The sequence below is a fragment of the Microcoleus sp. BR0-C5 genome (genome assembly GCF_036705045.1).
Taxonomy (GTDB): Bacteria; Cyanobacteriota; Cyanobacteriia; order Cyanobacteriales; family Microcoleaceae; genus Microcoleus.
Genome location: NZ_JAUBTR010000066.1, coordinates 1 through 19,289 on the forward strand (window position 1 = coordinate 1; position 19,289 = coordinate 19,289).

Consider the following 19,289-nt stretch of genomic DNA (forward strand, 5'->3'; position numbering starts at 1 on the left):
AATGATTTCAACTTAGTTAGTTTAGGTAAATTTGACAAGTATCTGTAACCCTAAAACCGCATAGATTCAACCCAAAAGTTTTTGGGTTCCCAGTTTTCACAACTGGTAAAAAAAATCCAACCCACATCTGCGGAATGTGGGCTATAGTGATAGACGAATACAGACTGTGCTTACCAATGTGACTTCACTCTCCAGGCGATTACGTCGTGGCCGAACATTTTGACTCGCTTAGTTGGAGCCTTCAAATTTTGACAGCTTTCCGAATTAATCGCATTTAAGGTGTGTGCAAATAGCCGACTATGAAATCCAAGGGTTGTCAGAAATAATTTGTTGGCTCCAACCAAGAATGGTACAAGCTTTGGACGATCCTTTAAAAAGATATAGGCTATCCCCTCATACACACCCGGCCAATCGATATTATTAATATCGTCAACAATAACAAGACCACCGTTAGCTAACAAGTTTTGAGCAATGTTGAAATCATGAATTGTATGCTCAGGAGTATGACCACCATCTATACTGATAATTCTAAACTTACCATATTTTCTTTGTAAGTTTGCTACATCTTCAACAGCTAAAGATAGAGAATCTACTTTCAGCTTATCTATGAATTCCGGTCTGAAAGAGAGCTTTTTAATATTTTCATCAAGTATAGCTTCATTACCACAACCGGATTTATCAACATTCCAGTCTTGAGCGTCAAAGAGATCGATCGCTAATGAGCGCTCCTCACCTTGCGTTAATGTATGTAAAGCTAGAAACAATTTTCCATGATGAACACCTATCTCCATCACTCCCCCAGAAATATTATTATCCATCTGAAAAGATGAAATTCTTTCAATTAAATAGGGAACACTATGAAGACACCATCCTTGCACCTTTCCAAAATCACCTAGCATATATTCTTGAAAACTGTTCTTAACAGAAACTTCCATTTTTGAATCTCCTTTAATTTTACTTTCACACAGCCATTTTACAAACCGTTCTTGCTCTTCATTAATCAGCTTTTGTCTACTCAACTGCCATTCTGAAAACAGAGACAAATAGTATTCTGGTGAAATTTTAGATAATCGAGAAATCCAATTTTTATCTGTTGGCTCAAGTTTTAAAAACCCATTATGAATTGAATAAATAGTAGCGGTATGAACATCAAGAATTGGTGGAATTCCGTAGTTTACAGAAAAAGGAATAGCTCCTGACAAAGTTCTTCTTGTATAGATTCCATCAGGTGTATGATAAATCCAAAGAAATGACATATTTCTCACAGCACAGCGAGCAATAATTGAGGAGTGAAAATGTTGAAGAATTTTCCCACCTGACCTAATAATTTCTTCAATCTCAGGATTTTTGACTTTCCCTGAAGCATAAATAACTACATCAATATTTGCTTTGACAGCGTCAAGAAGATATTCAGCACCAATATTGCCAGTTGAGTGAGCCTCGATCCCTCCTACTTTTATCAAAGAAATTCTTTCTTCATCCAAGTTAATCGGTATGTTTTTCTGCCCAAATAAACCGTCATAATATGGAACAAAGTAGTTATCAACATACTCTTTAAACAGTGGAGTTGGAGCTATTTTTCGTGTATCAAACCCTCGAACAAAATCTAGTTGAATATCTTCACGACTATGGGCTTGTATCAAGATATCTTGTTGGGGAAGTACATCAAGCAGAATTTTAAACAGGTGAACACCATCAGAGTTTCCAACACGTAGATTTCGTGCACTATTATAGACAACCTTATCAAAAAAAACAGACTTAGTATACTGAATCAGTTGCTCTAAGCTTCTAACTAGATAAAACTCACGTGTACCTGACAAATCTCCTAGAAAAGACTCTTGCCATGCAGCACCCTGAAAAAAAACGTAAACCACATATCCAGCGAGACTTAAAGAGTCAATAAAAAAAGGGATAGTTACTGAATGATTACCTCCAAACTCAACAATCAAGGCATTCTTCTTTTCATGACTAGCCATCTTGCATCACCTTTTTCATTATATTATTGTTAATCATTACAACATCAATATCAACCAGAGCGGGAAAGTGACCTCTATTTGAAAGGAAAAGGGATGATATTGAAAACCCTATATTTTCATAGAAGTATAATGCTTCACGAAAGTCAACAGATGAGTCATAGATAGGAAGAACATTCAGCTCAGATTGAAAGGCACAAAATTCTTGAATGATTGGTAGTCCTCCTCGAATGACTGTGACATCATTTCCCTGGGTATCCATCTTTAAAAATGGATTTTTAAATCCAAATTTTTGCTTGTAGTAGTGATACTTTTCTGTCAATGTGCTACAGGGGACTTCTATCTCTTCTCTAATAATGTTTAGGTCACGAAATAAGTTTGTTTTTGTGTGATTGGGCGTTTTCAAAGAACTAAACTGACTATTTTTCATTTTAAAAAATTTTGCCGCTCCAGCAAAATCCGTAATAGCAACCTGCTCTACAATCAATAGAGGATCTGTTGCTTTGAGATTATTTATTGATTCTACCAACTCTGGCATCGGTTCAAATGAAACAATCAGTCCCTCATAGCCAACATCTTGCCTCAATCGCTTGTAGTATTGGCCAATATTAGCTCCAATATCAAAAACAAAATCAATTTCAATTAAATCAAAAAGTTTTCTAAGGGTTTCTAATTCCATCTTGTGAGCTTCCATATCTTTATGTCCTTGTTTAAAATTAATTTTCTGTTTTTGTAGCAATTCTGCCCTTGTACAAATATAGCAGTCAGCAATCAGTTGTGAGATACGGCTGGGTGAAGGTTGCCTCTGATACTAGCTTCTATAGCAAGCCTAAATCATTTGTATCATGGCTATGCTTACAGGGTAAGGGTTTGACTTGAGTTTGATTAGTACAACTCAATTAGGCTTGCTATAGTCTTAAACTTTCTCACGAATCATTACTGCTCGCTATAAAACAAAATTGACCGCAAACAGATAACTTTCGCATAATTGCTTGGCGTGTACTTCGGTTGGTTTGGTTGACCCATTGATCTATCTCAAGATTGAGTGGTGACTCCTCAGAAAAATACTTGCTGTAAGTTTTAGGCCGCCCTTCGTATGTTCTTTTGACTAAAGTCAGGCCATCAATACCGGATCGAATTTCTTCTAACGTCAATCCCGCTTCCCGAACAATCTCCTTGAAACCGTAAGGAGTGAAATTCCAGAACTGAAATGAGTGATAGGGTTCTAGATGTGAGGTAGAACCAACCAAATAGCCATCACGCTTCAGGACACGAGCTATATCCTTCAAATGCGCCTCTGGATATCTAACGTGTTCTAGCACTTGTCGGCTAAATATCAGATCGACACTATCGGATGACATTGGTATGTTGATTCCATCAAACTCCATAAATGTTGCATCGGTACGTCTCCGTTGCCGAACTTCTGGTGAGTCTGCAATGTCCACGCCAATCCAAGTCGATTCAGGGAGCAATTCCCTAAAGAAATCCACAGATTTTCCTGCCCCGCACCCAACATCCACAATCACCGACTTTGCGGGTAATCGATCCACAACCCTTCGCACCATCCATTCTGGGGTTACTTGGTGAGGATAGTCACTCGGTACATAATCCTGCATTTCATGCCACATACGATATTCCCTGCAATACAGAGGTAATGCCCTGGCGGAGGTGGGCAGTATTCTCCTGATGACTATAGCACAAGTTCCAAAACTTAACGCCTAGATTATTTGTCTCCAGGTAATTTTCGATTCTTGCAAGAGCATCATCATTACCACCATGCTCGTTGAATGCTCGATAAAGCGACACATCGGGTTCTCGTCCAGTCACCGAAGGAAACTCCTGCTTCAATGTTGTATTAATAATGAATGATGGAACCCCAGCAAGGAGGGTATGAGCCTTTAGCCAAAGGTCATCCGCTTTCGGTGCATAGTATTTTGCTGCATGAATATCTCTCACACTCGGGTAGAGATGCAGTGGCGAGTATAACACCCCGTCCTTACCTGTCGGAGTGTTCAACATCGAAGGATTTTCAGTAATGGTTTTCGACCATTGTTTGTAAGAGATTAGTTTTTCCTTGTCAAAACCCATAGTCCGTCCCCGAAACCCGACAACACAGCGATGCTTTAGGTAATTTTCATAGAGTTCCCATAACCACCACCGAGGATAAGCCGTGTCATCATCTGCGGTAACTATGAGGGTATTACAGAATTGAGCTGAGGTTCCCCTATAGACCTCATCAAGGACAGGAAGAATCTTGCGGTAAGATCCCGTGTTTTCAACATACTTCACATACACTCTATCAGAATTCTGATCTAGCAAACGACTCAAGTCGTTAGTGATTGTGGGGCAGCCTTGATCTAGCAGGTAGGGCTGTTCTGACAGGTACAAACGTACTTCGTAAGCATCACTGGGAAAATCCTGATCTAGCAAGGACTGGATCACGAGGTGGATATGATTGAGTCGAGAACTAATGGTCGTTAGGCTTATAATAAGGTTGTGCATTAAGGCTACAGGCTAAATATTTTTGTTTGATTGTTTAGTAGGAAACCAAGTAACTTATCTAAGTACCGTCGGAATCCAACGCACCATTTCTTGAGAGCTATAGATTCCTATTGGTATATGATTCATCATATAGCGCCAGACATTCAGCGCACTTCGGAAATAGTATTCCTTGTTGGATGAGACAGTACCCATACCACCACGCATCAGCACTAAAGGTTGTGCAATCATCTGTATGGCTCGATCCGAGTAGTGCCGCCGCATCCTGGAACGAAATTCGACATCGCCGCGCGTCTTGGTAGGAAGAAAGTTCCCGATTTCCTGAAAAACCTGTCTGCGCCAAATAAATGAAACTGGGGCATCTCCCAAAACTGCGCCGATGGCATCACCATCAATCATTAATCGTGAATTTTCGCTGATTCTGAGATGATTAGTATGGGTAGCCATCAGGCTGGAGTCAGCCAGCATCGGCTGCAACTGATGCTGCAATCTCTCTGGATGAGAAATATCATCATCATCCTGAATAGCAATAAACTCCCCTTTTGAGATGGCTATAGCCCTATTGCGGGAAACATATTGACCAACATTCTTTTCGTTGCGCTGATAGACAATCAGATGCGGAGTATTTTGGCGCATTTCACCAACCAGTAAATCGATCAGTCGGCTTGACTCCGGTGGTGAATGGTCATCGATAACGATGATCTCAAGTGCTGGGTAAGTTTGATGAATAATAGATTCGAGAGAAAGTCTCAATAGCTTCATATCTGGGTTAAAGGTTGTGAGTATAACTGAAATCATGGGTAAACTATCACCCTTACCTGTATAGCTTTGATGAGATATCTGGCTATGCTTCCCCCATTCAGCTAAGTTTGCCTTCATGTAGTCGGTAATCTTGCAATATTCGGAAGGGTAGAGAACTTTGTAATTAAAACCTTCCTCCAGAAGAGTCTTATTAACACGATCAATTAATGGAATATCGTATCCGGTAAGTGCCAAAACGATCTCTTTGTCTTCGCTAGTCAGGTCTATTCGGTTATGATGTGTAATCCAATTTAATAGTCTCGAATCAAAACAATCTGCATAGAGTAACAGTAGACACCTAGCTAACCAAGTTTCGCGATCAGGAGTTTCTTTCTCAGTTATTTCAAACGCTGAGATGATCTCTGTAGATAGGCTTACTGGAATCCCCAAACAAGACGGAACAGTTCGACGCAGGTCTCGTACAAGGGAAATCAGGTGTTTTTTAGGTAGTTCAAATATTTTCTTTAGTAGCAGCCAAGTCTTGAGAATGTCGGACTCTGCATTTGTTGACCTATGGCGTTTAATACTGTAGATAGCAAGAAATGCAATGCTGTCGTCTGTATTAGTTATTTGTGCCAGGTCAATCAGCGTAGGAAGGGATTGAGCTAACTCAATCGCTTTTAAGAAACTATGACGCAACCCTCGCGATAGGATGGGCGCTGGAATGCCCAGGGAAAGCATTATATCAAATGCTTGCTTGAAAATGGGAGCCAGCGTGCCGACAGAGTTTTTTCCAGACAACTCGAATGCAAAATAGATACAAGAATCAATACGCCGATATATTACTTTCTTGTGAAAATCATCTATGGTAGTTTCCAACTCTGTAACATTCTTATTCAAATAGTTTTGGAGCTTGACTTGAACTGCATCAATTTTTGAAGAAAATATCAGTATATTTAATACATCCACGATAGAACTTCGGTGCATCTTTACTGAACTAGAAACGCGATAAATTATTTGCTCCAGTTTGTTCTCAACACTTTCTATGTACGCATCACCTCGATGTGCTAATAACTCTTCGATTAGGAACTTCAGCGAGGGCAACTTTACTTCAAGTAAATCAGAACTGCCAAATGACTGAAGCCGTCCAAGAATATCCGCAAAACTCCCTTGTGTCATCAATCGCCATGGTTGAAGAAAAATTGAAAGCAATACTGATTCAGAGTCAAGTTGCAAAATTTTCCAATAACCACCACTAATCTCAGTCTTTTGATCGGCAATATCCTTTAAGCTATTCGCTAGAACCAGTATTGAATTGCAACGGTTCATGTCACTGCTTAACGCCTCGCACTGAGACGAGGGAGCGGCTACTATGTGAAGACCAGTTTCTGCTGCATGGGCTTGTGATAAGAACAGTTTCCTACTCACCACATCGATAGACTCACCATTGCCCAATATAAATAAATACTCCAAATCGGAATAAAATTGTGTTGATTTGAAAGCGTTAGGGGGTGCTACTACTTCCCTTATTTTTTTTTCTACAATGATGCCAGCTTGGCTCTCTGGATTATGTGTAGCACTATTAACTTTTAAGATATTCTCTTTTATACCTGGCCAATTTCCCACAAACCTAGCCAACTTAGGTTCCATCTTCGCTGCTTTTTCCGCAGTCTGTTGAGCCTCATCAAGCCTTCCCACCTGTTGCAAAGCCCAACTTAAATTCAAATGCAACCAACCCGCTGACGGTTTCAACTCGATCGCTTTCCCATACATTTCAACCGCTTCATTTACACGTCCCAACTTTCCCAACGTTTCCCCCAAATTCTGATAATACAGATAGGAATTAGGATTCTGCTCGATCGCCAGTCGATAAGCCACCACCGCCTCTTCTAACTTTCCCTCTCTTAACAATTGGTTGGCTTGCTGAAAGGCTGTCACCGTCATGGGTTTTATACTCTAAAAAAATAAGGGTTGCCAGTCAGGGCTTTAGTCAACGTCAAACATCTTATCACAATTTCCACATTGAAACCGACAGGGGCGATTGGCAGCATGACGATTAACCCACTCAAAAGTTCCGAGGTTCTACCGAAAGCTGTTCACGGTTCAGCAAATCTGTCTTCACAGTCTGCACAAACACTTTAGAGCGCTCCAAATCCGCTTGAATCCTTTGTAATTTTAACTGTATGCCATCTACCCCTGACTCCGCATCTTGTTGAGGCAGGGGAACCTCCATAGTAGAGGATTCAGATCCTAATTTAACCATTACTTCTGCCATCTTAACAAGACTCTGATCCCGTAAAATCGAATATACAGTTAACTGGTCGTGCTGATCAATCAGTCTACTCAAGTCTAAAATTGCCTGAAACCCACTAATTCCTGCTTCTGAAGCTTGGGGATAAGTTTGGACAACATCAAGACGAGGAACATTCACCGGAATAGTTTTCAGCACTCGCCCCTGATGAATCACTTCAACCGCGATCGCGGGAGACACTTTCCCCAGAACCCAACCCCGAAACTCAACTGCCCCAGCATCAGTTTGAGTTCCTGTTTCTGGTGCATCGAGATTAAACGCTAGTAACCCTTGAGATTCTGCGAGGGGGGCACTAAGCACTTCTACAACGTCAATCATTTTTTTCATTTCAGATTGCTGAATCCTGAGTTAATTGGTTCCTTAAGTGTAGGGTCGATGATTCCAGAGAGACAGAGGGTTTTACTGTTCAGTTGATACCACTGGGGGATGCCAGAGGGAGCGAGACTTTTGTACAAACCAGAGAGACAGAGAGCTTTAAACTTAAGTTGACACCCTAAACTCATGGGGATGTTCCTAATGACTCCCCCGCCAATTCTCGTCCTCCAATCTGATACCGCTGTCTTGACAAGCTCTGGTTAAATGGGGGCTGTAGTAAGGGTCATTCTCAATATATTTCTGCCACCTGCTTTCCATCAGCTTCGATTCCTGCCTCAGCCGCTCTTTCTTTTCAGGCGAGTCCTCGTAACCTCGACTTTTAGATTCGTGGTGGTAGAGAACTACATGAGGCAGGTAAATATTTCGGTACCCTTTCTCTAGCATTTTCAAACACAAATCCACATCATTGTACGCCACTGTTAGTTCTTCGTCAAACCCCCCAACACTTTCAAATACTTCGCGGCGACACATCAAACACGCAGCAGTTACCGCTGAAACATTATTCATGCCTACCACATTTCCGAAATAGCCAGGAATCGATCGCGGCATATGGTAAAAACTGTGACCCGCCACACCGCCGCCGAGTCCCATCACCACTCCCGCGTGCTGGATTTTGTTATCTGAGTATATCAACAAATTGCCCACAGCCCCGATCGAGCTTCTCTGAGCTTGTTCAACCATCCCGTCAATCCAATCGGGAGTAATTACCTCTGTATCGTTATTCAAGAACAGCAAGTAATCTCCCTCGGCTTTGCTAGCAGCGTAGTTGTTAATCTTAGAGAAATTGAACGGAATATCTAGGCGATAACTTTTAAACCTCGCTGATGCCTTAGCCGTCCATTTAGCCAGAATTTCCGCCGTGTGTTTTTCTTGACTGCCGTTATCGATGACGATAACCTCGTAGTTGGGGTAGACGCTCTTAGTAAAGATAGACTCCAAGCAATTGTCCAAAACATCGCCTAAATCCCGCGTCGGAATAATGATGCTGACCCGCTTGTAATCCGCTATTTTGTAGCGTGCAATAAAGTGTCCCAAAAAGTAGGGAACGCCTTCAATTTTCCCCGGTTCGCCCCGGCGTTCGATCGCCTCTTGCAAAGCTTTTTGCCCTGCATCATAGGCATAGGGTTTAGCCTCTACACCGCCAGCAGCCGATCCCGCGTGCATTCTCCAGTGGTAAAGAATTTTAGGGATGTGAAATATTTTGTCAGTTTTTTCTGTAAACCTCAAAACCAAATCATAATCCTGAGCTCCTTCAAAACCCGGTCTAAAACCGCCGATTTCATTAATTAGCGATCGCCTGTAAGTTCCCAAATGGCAAGTGTACATCCGAGATAAAAATGAATCCGGGCTCCATTCTGGCTTGAAGAAAGGATTTATCAGTTCCTGATCCTGATAAATCTTGTCTTCATCTGAATAAATCATGTCCGCTTCCGGGTGCCGATTCAGCAACAGCACCACTTCATACAATGCCTCTGGTGTCAGTGTATCGTCGTGGTCTAGCAAAGAAACAAATTCACCCGTCGCCAACTCCAAAGCAGAATTAGAACAGTGAGAAATGTGACCGTTTTTGGTTCTGTAAGCTACTTTGATCCGGCTATCTTTGGCTGCATATTGTTGCAAAATTTGCTTGACATGAGGCGCGGTTGATGCGTCGTCCGCAATGCACAATTCCCAATAAGGATATATCTGATTTAGAACTGATTCTATTGCCTCCTCCAAATAATTTTCTGGCGTATTGTAAGCCGGCATGACAATACTAATCAGCGGCTTGTAGTTAAAGATTTCTAATATTTCCGCCATTTTTCGCAAATCAGCTTCTCTGGGGCTGTTCTTAGCGCGCCACTTCGTGTAAGCTGGGTCTTGACCGAGGAATAGCGAATCTCGCAAGTTTTGATAATCCAAACCAAAAAGTTTCGGATCGAGTTTGCTCGCCGTCTGATACTCTTCCAAAGCTTCCGAAAGCTTATCTTGTTTAGCTAAAGTTTTGGCTAGATTGTAGTGAGACCAGCCAAAGTCAGGAGCCACCTCGATCGCTTTCCGATAAGCAGCAACAGCTTCATCAAGCCGACCTTCTTGTTGAAATACATCCGCTAAGTTGTGGTGCGACCAAACAAAATTTGGATTCAGTTCTGCCGCTTTCTGATAGCTTTTAATAGACTCATCAACTTTACCTATCCATTTCAGGACATCGCCTAAATTGTGGTGAGTTCCAAAGTAATTTGGATTAATAGAAATTGCTTTGCGGTAGGCAGCCACAGCCTCGGCAAATTTACCTTCTTCTTGTAGAGAAGTCCCTAATTCGTGGTACTCCGTAGCTATCCCAGGGGTGTGTTCGATCGCCTTTCCAGACTGTCCGTGAACAGCGCGATCGCTCTTTTCCGCCGCCCTACTTACCCCCTTTTTTTTTAACACCTCTTCTAACAGCCCAGAAATAGCCTTGTCATCAGGCCGAATCTGCAACGCCATCTGATAAAAGACGATCGCCCCATCCGGCCAATTCTTCCGCACCAAAGCATTAGCCAACTCAACATAAAGGTCAGCATCATTTGGCGCAATCTCCAGCGCCTTGTGATACAACTGCACGTCATCACGATTATCCTGAATCGCCTTTCTGTACAAACCCATCGCATCCCGCAAATCCCACTGCGATCGCATCCTCAAAGCATCAGCCAACTTTTGCGAAAGCCACGGCAAATCCGCCTGAATCTCCGCAGCGCGGCGGTAAGCGGCGATCGACTCATCCCACCGTTCCAGCTTCTCAAAAGCCGTTGCCATGTTGTAATAAGTCCACGGAAAATCAGGATTTAACTCGGCCGCGCGCCGGTAAACATCGATCGCCTCATCCCACCTTTCCAGTTCTAGCAGCGCGTCGCCCAATTTGCTCTGCGACCAGAAGAAATTCGGATTAACTTCGTTAGCACGCCGGTACGCAACAACCGCCTCATCCCAACGTTCCAAATTCACCAGCGCTTCTGCTAAATTGTTGTGCGCCCAAAAATGGTCGGGATTGAGTTCGATCGACCTTTGGTAAGCCGAAATTGCCTCATCCCACCTTCCCAGCTTAATCAGCGCGTCTGCTAAATAGTTGTGCGCCCAACTGAAATCTGGATTTAATTCTGTTGCTTTCCGGTAAGACTCTACAGCTTCTTCCCACCGTTCCAGCTTCAGCAACACATCGGCTAAATTGTTGTGAGACCAGCTAAAATGAGGATTTAATTCGATCGCCTTGCGGTAAGCATTTACAGATTCCTCCCACCGTTCCAACTTAACCAGCGACTCAGCTAAATTGTTGTGCGACCAAGAAATATCAGGATTATTTCTAATGGCATTAGTGTAAGCATCTACCGCCGCTTCCCACTGTTCTTGCCCCTTAAGAATTTCGCCTAATTCGTGATATGCTGCGCCTGAATTTGGGTTCAACTCAACCGCGCGCCGGTAACACTCAATTCCCTTATCTACCTTACCTTGCTCGATCAAAGTTTTGGCTAAATTCTCGTGTTCCTCGGCGGTCCCGGATTTGGGGTCGATCGCAAATGCTCGATACCAAGCCTGGGCCGCCTCCTCCGACTTGCCTAACTGCGTCAAAAGTTTCGCATAATTGCGGAAAGCACCGGCAAAATCTGGTTTCATCGCGATCGCCTTTTCGTAAGCAGAAACCGCTTGCTGCCACTGTTCCTGCTGCGCGCAAATGCTGCCGTAATTAGCATAAGCTTCGGCAAAATTAGGGTTAATTTCTATTGCTTTGACATAGCAACTTTTAGCTTCATCAATTTTGCCGCCAGCTTGCAGCGCGTTGCCCAGCATTTTGTAAAGCGGCGCTTCCGGCTTAATTTGCAGCGCCTTCTTGCAAGCTGCGATCGCCTGTTCCAATTTGCCCTGAGCAAAATAGCCTTCTGCTAGTATTTTGTATGCTTCTGGATCTTCTATATTAATTGTAGAATTAACTGCCTGCTGAACTGGCGGCTTAACTGGCTGCTGCACTGGCGGCTTAACTGCCTGCTGCACTGGTGGCTTAACTGCGGTGGCTGCGGGCTGCTGCTTAACTGCACCGTTTGTCGCCGTTGCACCCGCCAAAGTTTGCTGTCCCTCGCTGCCGTTTCTGGCATTAGCTGCGTTGAGTTCAATAGCTTTGCGATAATATGCTGTCGCTTCCTCTAACTTGCCTTGTTTTTTTAGCGCTTCGCCCAAATTTTGGTAAGCCGTCGCCACATTAGGATTTAATTTTATAGCGCGATCGTAACAGGCGATCGCTTCGGGGAATTTTTCCTGCCGAAAAAAAGCGTCGCCCATATTCAAGTGTTCCCCTGGCGCTACTTTTTCCGGTTCCAAACTAAATGCTTGATACCAGCACTGCTGGGCATCTTCCGGTTTGCCAATTTGTCCGAATACTTTTGCTAAATTCCGGTACACTCCCGCGAAATTCGGCTTAATGGCGATCGCCTTTTGATAAAATCCGATCGCCTCCTGCCATTTTTGCTGCTGCGCGCCCAGGCTGCCCAAATTCGCATATACTTCCGCAAAATTCGGTTCTATTTCAATCGCTTTAGCGTACCAGTGCCGCGCCTCTTCCATCCTGCCTTGAGCTTGCAGCGCGTTGCCCAAAGTCTTGTAAGCTGGTGCAAAATTGGGGTGAATCTTCAAAGCTTGCTCGCAGGATGCGATGGCTTCTTCTATTTTTCCTTGGGATAAGTATGTTTCTCCCTGTTGGTTAAATTGAACCGCTGTTGATTCTGTATTCACTGTTGATGGCATATGGGCGGCGGCTCCAGAGGCAGGAATTAAATAGGGTAGTCTAAACGTTTCACAATTATACTCGCGTTTGACACTAACAGTAGCGGGCTTGTTCCCCCAATTCTTAATTTTTTTGATTCCCGGTGCTGGCGAGGAACCGGGATTATAGGCTGATTTTTTGATTTTACGGCTAAATATGTAAGAATCAGTACGGTTTCTGGCAGATTTGCGCGCCCGTCCCGACTTTTGTCGCTAAGGAGTCGATCGCCCGTGTTGTAAAGGAAAGTAAACACGGCAGGTTCTTCCTGGTGGGATGCTTTGTTGTGGCCTGGGCAAGGAAGATTGCACCCTTTTCTATAGGCTTTTTACGGGCGGGCTAGGAGCAACGGCCCACAAGAAAGTCATTCACTATTTGTGGAACAGGCATCTTGCCTGTTTGTGAGCAGGGTGAAAGATGTGCGATCGAACCCAAACGAGAATAGCCTTTTTAGTAAAAAACGATCGCCCTTTTGCGAGAAAGCGATCGCCCTTTTTTTTCAACCATTAGTTAGTTAACAACTATTAGGAATTACTCATCAAGCTGCTGCAGCTGCGTCTTCTTCTGCGTCTTCGGCTTCAGAACCTGCTTGAATTCCTAGCACGCTAACAACCACCTGATCTGGTTCGCCGAGAGCTACCACTCCGGCAGGCAAAACTAATTCGTGAATGTGCAGCGCATCCCCAACCTTTAAATGAGAAATATCTACTTCAATTGCTTCAGGAATGCTGTCAGGTTTGCACTTAGCTGCGAGTTGCGTCAGCACGGTATCCAAAATGCCGCCTTCTAACTTGACGCCGACAGGTTCGCCGACAAAACGCAGTGACAATTCAACTTCCAGGCTGTCTTGAGTCGCCACGGAGAAAAAGCTCAGGTGGTAAGGATAGCCCTTCCAAGGATGAACTTGCACTTCCCGCAGCAAGGTTTTTCCGCTCCAAGAGAGGTCGGGAATGCTGAGGTCAATTAGGGCATTGTTGACTACGTGCTTTTTGAGCAGGTGTTCAACTGTTTTGGCTTTGATGGTAAGGGAAATGGATTCAGAGCCTTTGTGGCCGTAGAGGACGGCGGGAATCAATCCAGAGCGGCGGAGGGCGTTAGGTTTGCTGCCTTCTGCCCGCTTTTGACATTCTACTGCGAGTTCCATTTTCTGACTTTCTGTTGATTGTTTTCACATTTTACCAGAATTGTGATATTGCGATCGCGCTTAATTAAACGACCCGCTGAAGATACTGATAATCTTCGTTTTCAACACATTTTAGCAAGTCCAGCAATTTCCTCAAACGGTAGGTTGCTGTTTGATACTCTTCTTTGAGAGGGGAATCTCCCAGCTTGGTGAGGACGGTATCGCTTTCGCAGATAATTGCATCGCGGAAAAAATTTCTGAGCTTCTGGCGAATATCTCGATCTAACTCAACTACAGGTAGCTTCTCCTCTTCTTCATCTATCAAAATATTTCTGGGGACAGATTTGCCGATTTTGGAAAATTCTGATTGGGCCAACCACTCGTAAACGTCCTCCGACATTTCGACATAGTGCGGTGGTCGAGCAGTTTTGAAGGCATAAAAAATAATATCTAACATTAGCTTTCCTCTTGACCTTCCTGATTCAACAACTCACTTTCGGGAAAATTTTCTACCCAAGCTACATCTGCTTTGTCGAATACAGCCTTAGCCGGTTGAGTAATTTTTCCTGTGGTAATAACTCCAATCACAGTCCCTTTTTGACATATTTCCTTAGCTTTTGTGGAATCTATTTTCTTGTTTTTCCAGGCTTTGATTTCAATATGCGGTTCATTCATTATTGTTTATATTTTTTTTTATAAATTAACGATTGAATTCGCTCTGCCAATTGCGGAGTAGCTGTTTAACTCGCGGAACATCCCGAGCGTTGACTATCAAAATATCACCTTTGGGATTGTTTCCGGTTGTTCTCTTGGCTTGTATTCCTTCTTTCCCTAGCTCTATTATAACCCACCCAATCATGTCTCTGTGAACTTCTAGCCGTGCTATCAGTTCATCCTCGTCAGTCATTTACGTAACTCCTTGTAAATAAGGATGCACTTGACCTCGCCGTGGATCAAGTGCACTAATCTCCTGGAACATTGAGCTAGGTGGGTCGCGACGAGACTGCCAAAAGCTTCGAGTATTATGGATCGAGACCCAACATTATATTTTACCTGACAACGTTAGGCTGGTGCTGCTACTGGCCTAGTGTCAGCCGACAATAACCCCCGCTTTGGCCCGTGAATCGGGTCTTCTACAATAATAGTTTGGTCGCGGCTCGCACCGAGAGAAACAATTGCGATCGGCACTTCCATCAAATCTGCCAAAAACTTCAGATAATTCAAAGCTTGCGGCGGTAAATCTTCCAAATTCCGGCACTCTTCCGTAGACTGTTTCCAACCGGGAAGGGTTTCGTAAATAGGTTGGCACCGAGCAAATATCCGGGAACTTTTCGGGAAATCAACACATTTTTCGCCGTCAATTTCGTAAGCAACGCAAACTTTTATTTCTTCTAATTCATCCAAAACATCTAGTTTGGTAATTGCCAGACAGTCAAGGCCGTTGATGCGGACTGCGTAGCGGCCGATTACTGCGTCGAACCAACCGCAGCGACGTTTGCGGCCAGTTGTCGTGCCGAATTCTGCACCTCTCTCGCCCAAAACTGCTCCTATTCCATCTACCATTTCGGTAGGGAATGGGCCTTCTCCGACGCGGGTTGTATAAGCTTTTGCTACGCCAATTACGCGATCGATCGCTGTTGGGCCGACTCCGGTTCCCACACAAGCACCGCCAGCGATGGGATTGCTGGAAGTAACGTAAGGATAAGTACCGTGATCTAAGTCTAATAAAGTGCCTTGCGCGCCTTCAAACAGAATATTTTTCCGCTTGTGAAGTCCCTCATAAATCTTGAGTGAACTATCAACTACGTGCGGCCGCAAACGTTCGGCATAAACTCGATATTCATCAATTACGTCTTGCGGATTTAAAGGCGGCAAATTGTAGACTTTTTCGAGAAGGACATTTTTACAATTAATCGTCCATTCCAATTGTTCTTGCAACCCATCCAAGTCCATTAAATCGAGCATCCGAATGCCAGTGCGTTCCGACTTGTCGGCGTAAGTAGGGCCAATGCCGCGTCCCGTCGTCCCGATTTTATAATTTCCCCGCTGGGTTTCCGATGCTACATCAATTAATCGATGATAGGGCATCGTTACGTGAGCCGTCTCCGAAATCATCAGCGAGGTCGTCGAAATATTCAGTGCCTCTAGCTGATCTAACTCTGCAATTAAAACTTTAGGGTCGATGACCGTACCGCAGCCGATAATACACTCTTTATCAGGGTAGAGAATCCCGGAGGGAATTAAGTGCAGCTTGAAAGTCTGACCGTTTACTACCACGGTGTGACCGGCGTTGACGCCCCCTTGGTAGCGGACAACGATATCTGCGGATTTGCTGAGCAAATCGGTAATTTTGCCTTTTCCTTCATCGCCCCACTGGGCGCCGATCACAACTACGTTAGCCAAGGGTTTCTCGCGTTCAGTTCAGGTTGACACAATCTCCGATTATGTATGAATGCGTCCTAAATGTCAATCAATTTTAGATTTTAGATTTTAGATACGGGCGTGGGGTATGGGGCATGGGGCGTGGGGCATGGGGCATGGGGCGTGGGGCATGGGGCGTGCGGCATGGGGCATCTCCCAAAAAGCCTGTTTTGAACAGGCAAGATGCCTGTTCCACAAGAATTATGGGAGATGTCTATTGGGTATTAGGCATTGGAACTCACAAATAACCAATGACTAATGACTAATGACTAAGGACTAATGACTACTGACTAATTAATTTTTGTTAACATTGAGAAAATAGAGGCTTTGTTGCCATGACTTTACACGCTGAGTTGCACCGCCATCTGGGTGGTTCTGTCGTTCCTAGGGTGCTGTGGCGGTATTTCGATCGCCACAATGCTGAGATGGTTAATCGATTTCAAAAATACTCGGAGTTTGAGGAGTTTTACACTCGTCCGCGCAATACTCTCAATGAGTATTTGGAACTGCACACGCTGGTAGAAAGCGTTCAAACTGTTGAGACGTTGCCTTATTTCATCTATCGGTTGATGCGGGGCGCTTACGTGTTTGAAAATCTGGCTTATTTGGAGTTGCGCTATACGCCTTATTTGCGGACTCCAGAACATTTGAATCAGTCAGAACGCATTGATTTGATGGCAGAAATTGTCAAGGTTGTGGGCAAAGCAAGTCAAATTAGCGATTGTCCGATTGTTACCAGCCAAATTTTGTGTATGCACTCGCGTTTACCCTATGAGGTGAATCGGGCGATCGTAGATTTGGCGGCCGGGATGGGAGAATATGTTTGTGCGATCGATATAGCTGGGGGCGATGATTGTATTGGCGAGCGTTTGGAGGAGTTTGTCGGATTGTACCAGTACGCGAGGTCGATCGGCATCAAAACTACCGGCCACCTCTACGAAACTACCTCTGGCTGTTATCCCGAACTTCTGCCCTATCTGATGCGTATCGGCCACGGGATTCAAATTCCATTAAAATATCCCGAATTGCTGCCAGAAGTCGCGCGCAGGGGTCAATGCTTGGAAGTTTGCCCGACTACCTATCTCAAAACGGGGACGTTGCAGGATATGCGCGAATTGAAGGTTGTGTTCGATCGATGTTTTGAAGCTGGTGTCGATATTGCCATTTGTACTGACAACGCGGGATTGCACAACGTGCGATTGCCTTTCGAGTACGAGAATTTGTTAACTTTGGATATCATTGATTTTCGGCAATTGCAAGCGTGTCAAGAAGCTGCTTTCCGCCATGCTTTCGCCTGGCCCTACGGGGAGCGGCCTGTGAAAATGCTAACCGGTTTGTTGCAGCCTGAGTCGGTGGGGGCGATCGTTAATTAAAGAATATCTATTTAATGAACCGCGAAGGACGCGAAGGAAGAGAAAGAGGAAGATAGGCAGATATTTTCAGGTAAAAACTCTACTTGGAAATGAGAAAAACCTCTTTCTTCTCTTCCTTCGCGCTCTTTGCGTCTTCGCGGTTCGTTTAAAAAAGATATTTGTAAAATTATAATAAGCGTCTGGCGATCGGCAATCCGTAGCAAGTTATAGTTTGAAGGCAGAATCATCAATATAAAAAGATAAAAAAACGATGACAAATATGGACGCTTACTGGATGCCATTCACTGCCAACCGACAGTTTAAAGCGAATCCGCGAATATTGGTTTCGGCAAAAGATATGCACTTTACAACAGATGATAACCGCTCAATTTTAGATGGTACTGCGGGGCTTTGGTGCGTGAATGCAGGACACGCCCGCGAGACAATTGCCGAAGCAGTTAAACAGCAGGTTTTGCGTTTGGATTACTCCCCGGCTTTTCAGATGGGACATCCGGGTGCTTTTGAATTGGCAGAACGTTTGGTAAAGATGATCCCAGGCAATTTCGATCGCGTTTTCTTTACTAATTCGGGTTCGGAATCGGTAGAAACTGCTTTAAAAATTGCGATTGCTTATCACCGGGTGAAAGGTGAAGGAACTCGCCAACGATTAATCGGTAGGGAACGCGGCTATCACGGCGTTGGTTTTGGGGGAATTTCTGTCGGCGGTATCGGTACAAACCGCAAGTTTTTTGGCAGTTTGCTGACTGGAGTAGATCATTTGCCTCACACTCACAATCTCGAACACAATGCTTTCAGCCGCAAACAACCGGAATGGGGAGCGCATTTGGCGGATGAATTGGAGCGGATTGTCGCTTTGCACGATGCGTCTAATATTGCAGCGGTAATTGTGGAACCGGTGGCTGGTTCTACAGGGGTTTTGATTCCCCCGAAAGGTTATTTGGAGCGACTGCGGGCGATTTGCGACAAATACGGGATTCTGCTGATTTTTGATGAGGTAATTACCGGATTCGGGCGGCTAGGTTCCAGTTTTGCAACTGAATATTTTGGGGTGCTTCCCGATATTGTGACGGCGGCTAAAGGGATAACTAACGGTACGGTGCCGATGGGGGCGGTGTTTGTGAAAGAGGGGATTTACGATGCTTTTATGAATGCTCCTGAAAATGCGATCGAGCTTTTTCACGGTTATACTTATTCCGGTCATCCTCTGGCTTGTGCGGCTGCTTTGGCGACGCTGGATATTTATGAGGAAGAAAGGCTGTTTGAACGAGCCGATAAGATGGCTGGTTACTGGGAAGATGCGGTACATTCTTTGAAGGGAGTGCGGCACGTAATTGATGTCCGCAATCTGGGACTGGTGGCAGGTATTGAGTTGGAATCTATTGCTGGGAAGCCGGGAAAACGGGCGTTTGATTGTTTCTTGCAGTGCTATGAAAAAGGGTTGCTAATTCGGACTACGGGTGATATTATTGCTTTGTCGCCACCGCTGATTATTGAGAAGGAACATATCGATCGCATTGTGGAAATTTTGACAGGGGTTTTGCAGGAAATGGAGTAGGATTAAAATGAGATGTTGCACCATTCTCGCTTAACAGGCAAGATGCCTGTTCCACATTAACAGGCAAGATGCCTGTTCCACATTAACAGGCAAGATGCCTGTTCCACATTAACAGGCAAGATGCCTGTTCCACATTAACAGGCAAGATGC

At 44.2% G+C, this 19,289-nt stretch carries 14 protein-coding genes; 2 read left to right on the forward strand and 12 right to left on the reverse strand.

Going from position 1 to position 19,289, the window contains the following annotated elements; genetic code table 11:
* Positions 1 to 170 precede the first annotated feature (170 nt).
* From QUB08_RS24645 to QUB08_RS24700, 12 genes are all read right to left on the reverse strand, one after another.
* Complete coding sequence (locus QUB08_RS24645; protein ID WP_333227967.1) at positions 171 to 1,976, reverse strand: class I SAM-dependent methyltransferase; 1,806 nt, start codon at positions 1,974 to 1,976, stop codon at positions 171 to 173.
* Positions 1,969 to 2,712, reverse strand: a complete 744-nt coding sequence (locus QUB08_RS24650) for an FkbM family methyltransferase (RefSeq protein WP_333227969.1) — start codon at positions 2,710 to 2,712, stop codon at positions 1,969 to 1,971. Before QUB08_RS24650 ends, QUB08_RS24645 begins: the two co-directional genes overlap by 8 nt.
* 187 nt (positions 2,713 to 2,899) lie before the next feature.
* Entirely contained in the window at positions 2,900 to 3,601 is a 702-nt protein-coding gene (locus tag QUB08_RS24655) for a class I SAM-dependent methyltransferase (protein WP_333227971.1), read from the reverse strand.
* Positions 3,591 to 4,061 (reverse strand): hypothetical protein, encoded by a 471-nt coding sequence (locus QUB08_RS24660; protein WP_333227973.1) that lies wholly within the window; start codon positions 4,059 to 4,061, stop codon positions 3,591 to 3,593. The genes QUB08_RS24655 and QUB08_RS24660 overlap by 11 nt, the downstream gene beginning before the upstream one ends.
* 468 nt (positions 4,062 to 4,529) lie before the next feature.
* Complete coding sequence (locus QUB08_RS24665) at positions 4,530 to 7,157, reverse strand: glycosyltransferase (protein WP_333227975.1); 2,628 nt, start codon at positions 7,155 to 7,157, stop codon at positions 4,530 to 4,532.
* A gap of 121 nt (positions 7,158 to 7,278) precedes the next feature.
* On the reverse strand, positions 7,279 to 7,851 hold the full coding sequence (locus tag QUB08_RS24670) for a hypothetical protein (protein WP_333227977.1): 573 nt from the start codon (positions 7,849 to 7,851) through the stop codon (positions 7,279 to 7,281).
* A 186-nt stretch (positions 7,852 to 8,037) separates the two neighbouring features.
* A complete protein-coding gene (locus QUB08_RS24675; RefSeq protein ID WP_333227979.1) occupies positions 8,038 to 12,651 on the reverse strand; it encodes a tetratricopeptide repeat protein in 4,614 nt (1,537 codons plus the stop codon).
* Between the two features lie 554 nt (positions 12,652 to 13,205).
* Positions 13,206 to 13,811 (reverse strand): 50S ribosomal protein L25/general stress protein Ctc, encoded by a 606-nt coding sequence (locus tag QUB08_RS24680; protein ID WP_333227981.1) that lies wholly within the window; start codon positions 13,809 to 13,811, stop codon positions 13,206 to 13,208.
* Positions 13,812 to 13,875: 64 nt separating this feature from the next.
* Entirely contained in the window at positions 13,876 to 14,247 is a 372-nt protein-coding gene (locus tag QUB08_RS24685) for a hypothetical protein (protein ID WP_333124895.1), read from the reverse strand.
* On the reverse strand, positions 14,247 to 14,465 hold the full coding sequence (locus QUB08_RS24690; RefSeq protein WP_333124898.1) for a hypothetical protein: 219 nt from the start codon (positions 14,463 to 14,465) through the stop codon (positions 14,247 to 14,249). The genes QUB08_RS24685 and QUB08_RS24690 overlap by 1 nt, the downstream gene beginning before the upstream one ends.
* 25 nt (positions 14,466 to 14,490) lie before the next feature.
* Positions 14,491 to 14,697, reverse strand: a complete 207-nt coding sequence (locus QUB08_RS24695) for a hypothetical protein (protein ID WP_333227983.1) — start codon at positions 14,695 to 14,697, stop codon at positions 14,491 to 14,493.
* Positions 14,698 to 14,852: 155 nt separating this feature from the next.
* Entirely contained in the window at positions 14,853 to 16,193 is a 1,341-nt protein-coding gene (locus tag QUB08_RS24700; RefSeq protein ID WP_333227985.1) for an adenylosuccinate synthase, read from the reverse strand.
* Positions 16,194 to 16,546: 353 nt separating this feature from the next.
* Between QUB08_RS24700 and QUB08_RS24705 the strand changes: the two genes are divergently transcribed.
* Together QUB08_RS24705 and QUB08_RS24710 are read left to right on the forward strand one after the other, a co-directional pair.
* On the forward strand, positions 16,547 to 17,584 hold the full coding sequence (locus QUB08_RS24705; protein ID WP_333227987.1) for an adenosine deaminase: 1,038 nt from the start codon (positions 16,547 to 16,549) through the stop codon (positions 17,582 to 17,584).
* Positions 17,585 to 17,834: 250 nt separating this feature from the next.
* Positions 17,835 to 19,139 (forward strand): aspartate aminotransferase family protein, encoded by a 1,305-nt coding sequence (locus QUB08_RS24710; RefSeq protein ID WP_333227989.1) that lies wholly within the window; start codon positions 17,835 to 17,837, stop codon positions 19,137 to 19,139.
* Positions 19,140 to 19,289: the final 150 nt, after the last annotated feature.

Coding starts and splice junctions, on each gene's coding strand:
- QUB08_RS24670 (WP_333227977.1), bottom strand. CDS start 7,851: ATGAAAAAAATGATTGACGTTGTAGAAGTGCTTAGTGCCCCCCTCGCA.
- QUB08_RS24665 (WP_333227975.1), bottom strand. CDS start 7,157: ATGACGGTGACAGCCTTTCAGCAAGCCAACCAATTGTTAAGAGAGGGA.
- QUB08_RS24690 (WP_333124898.1), bottom strand. CDS start 14,465: ATGAATGAACCGCATATTGAAATCAAAGCCTGGAAAAACAAGAAAATA.
- QUB08_RS24655 (WP_333227971.1), bottom strand. CDS start 3,601: ATGTGGCATGAAATGCAGGATTATGTACCGAGTGACTATCCTCACCAA.
- QUB08_RS24710 (WP_333227989.1), top strand. CDS start 17,835: ATGACAAATATGGACGCTTACTGGATGCCATTCACTGCCAACCGACAG.
- QUB08_RS24685 (WP_333124895.1), bottom strand. CDS start 14,247: ATGTTAGATATTATTTTTTATGCCTTCAAAACTGCTCGACCACCGCAC.
- QUB08_RS24695 (WP_333227983.1), bottom strand. CDS start 14,697: ATGACTGACGAGGATGAACTGATAGCACGGCTAGAAGTTCACAGAGAC.
- QUB08_RS24705 (WP_333227987.1), top strand. CDS start 16,547: ATGACTTTACACGCTGAGTTGCACCGCCATCTGGGTGGTTCTGTCGTT.
- QUB08_RS24680 (WP_333227981.1), bottom strand. CDS start 13,811: ATGGAACTCGCAGTAGAATGTCAAAAGCGGGCAGAAGGCAGCAAACCT.
- QUB08_RS24660 (WP_333227973.1), bottom strand. CDS start 4,061: ATGGGTTTTGACAAGGAAAAACTAATCTCTTACAAACAATGGTCGAAA.
- QUB08_RS24645 (WP_333227967.1), bottom strand. CDS start 1,976: ATGGCTAGTCATGAAAAGAAGAATGCCTTGATTGTTGAGTTTGGAGGT.
- QUB08_RS24675 (WP_333227979.1), bottom strand. CDS start 12,651: ATGCCATCAACAGTGAATACAGAATCAACAGCGGTTCAATTTAACCAA.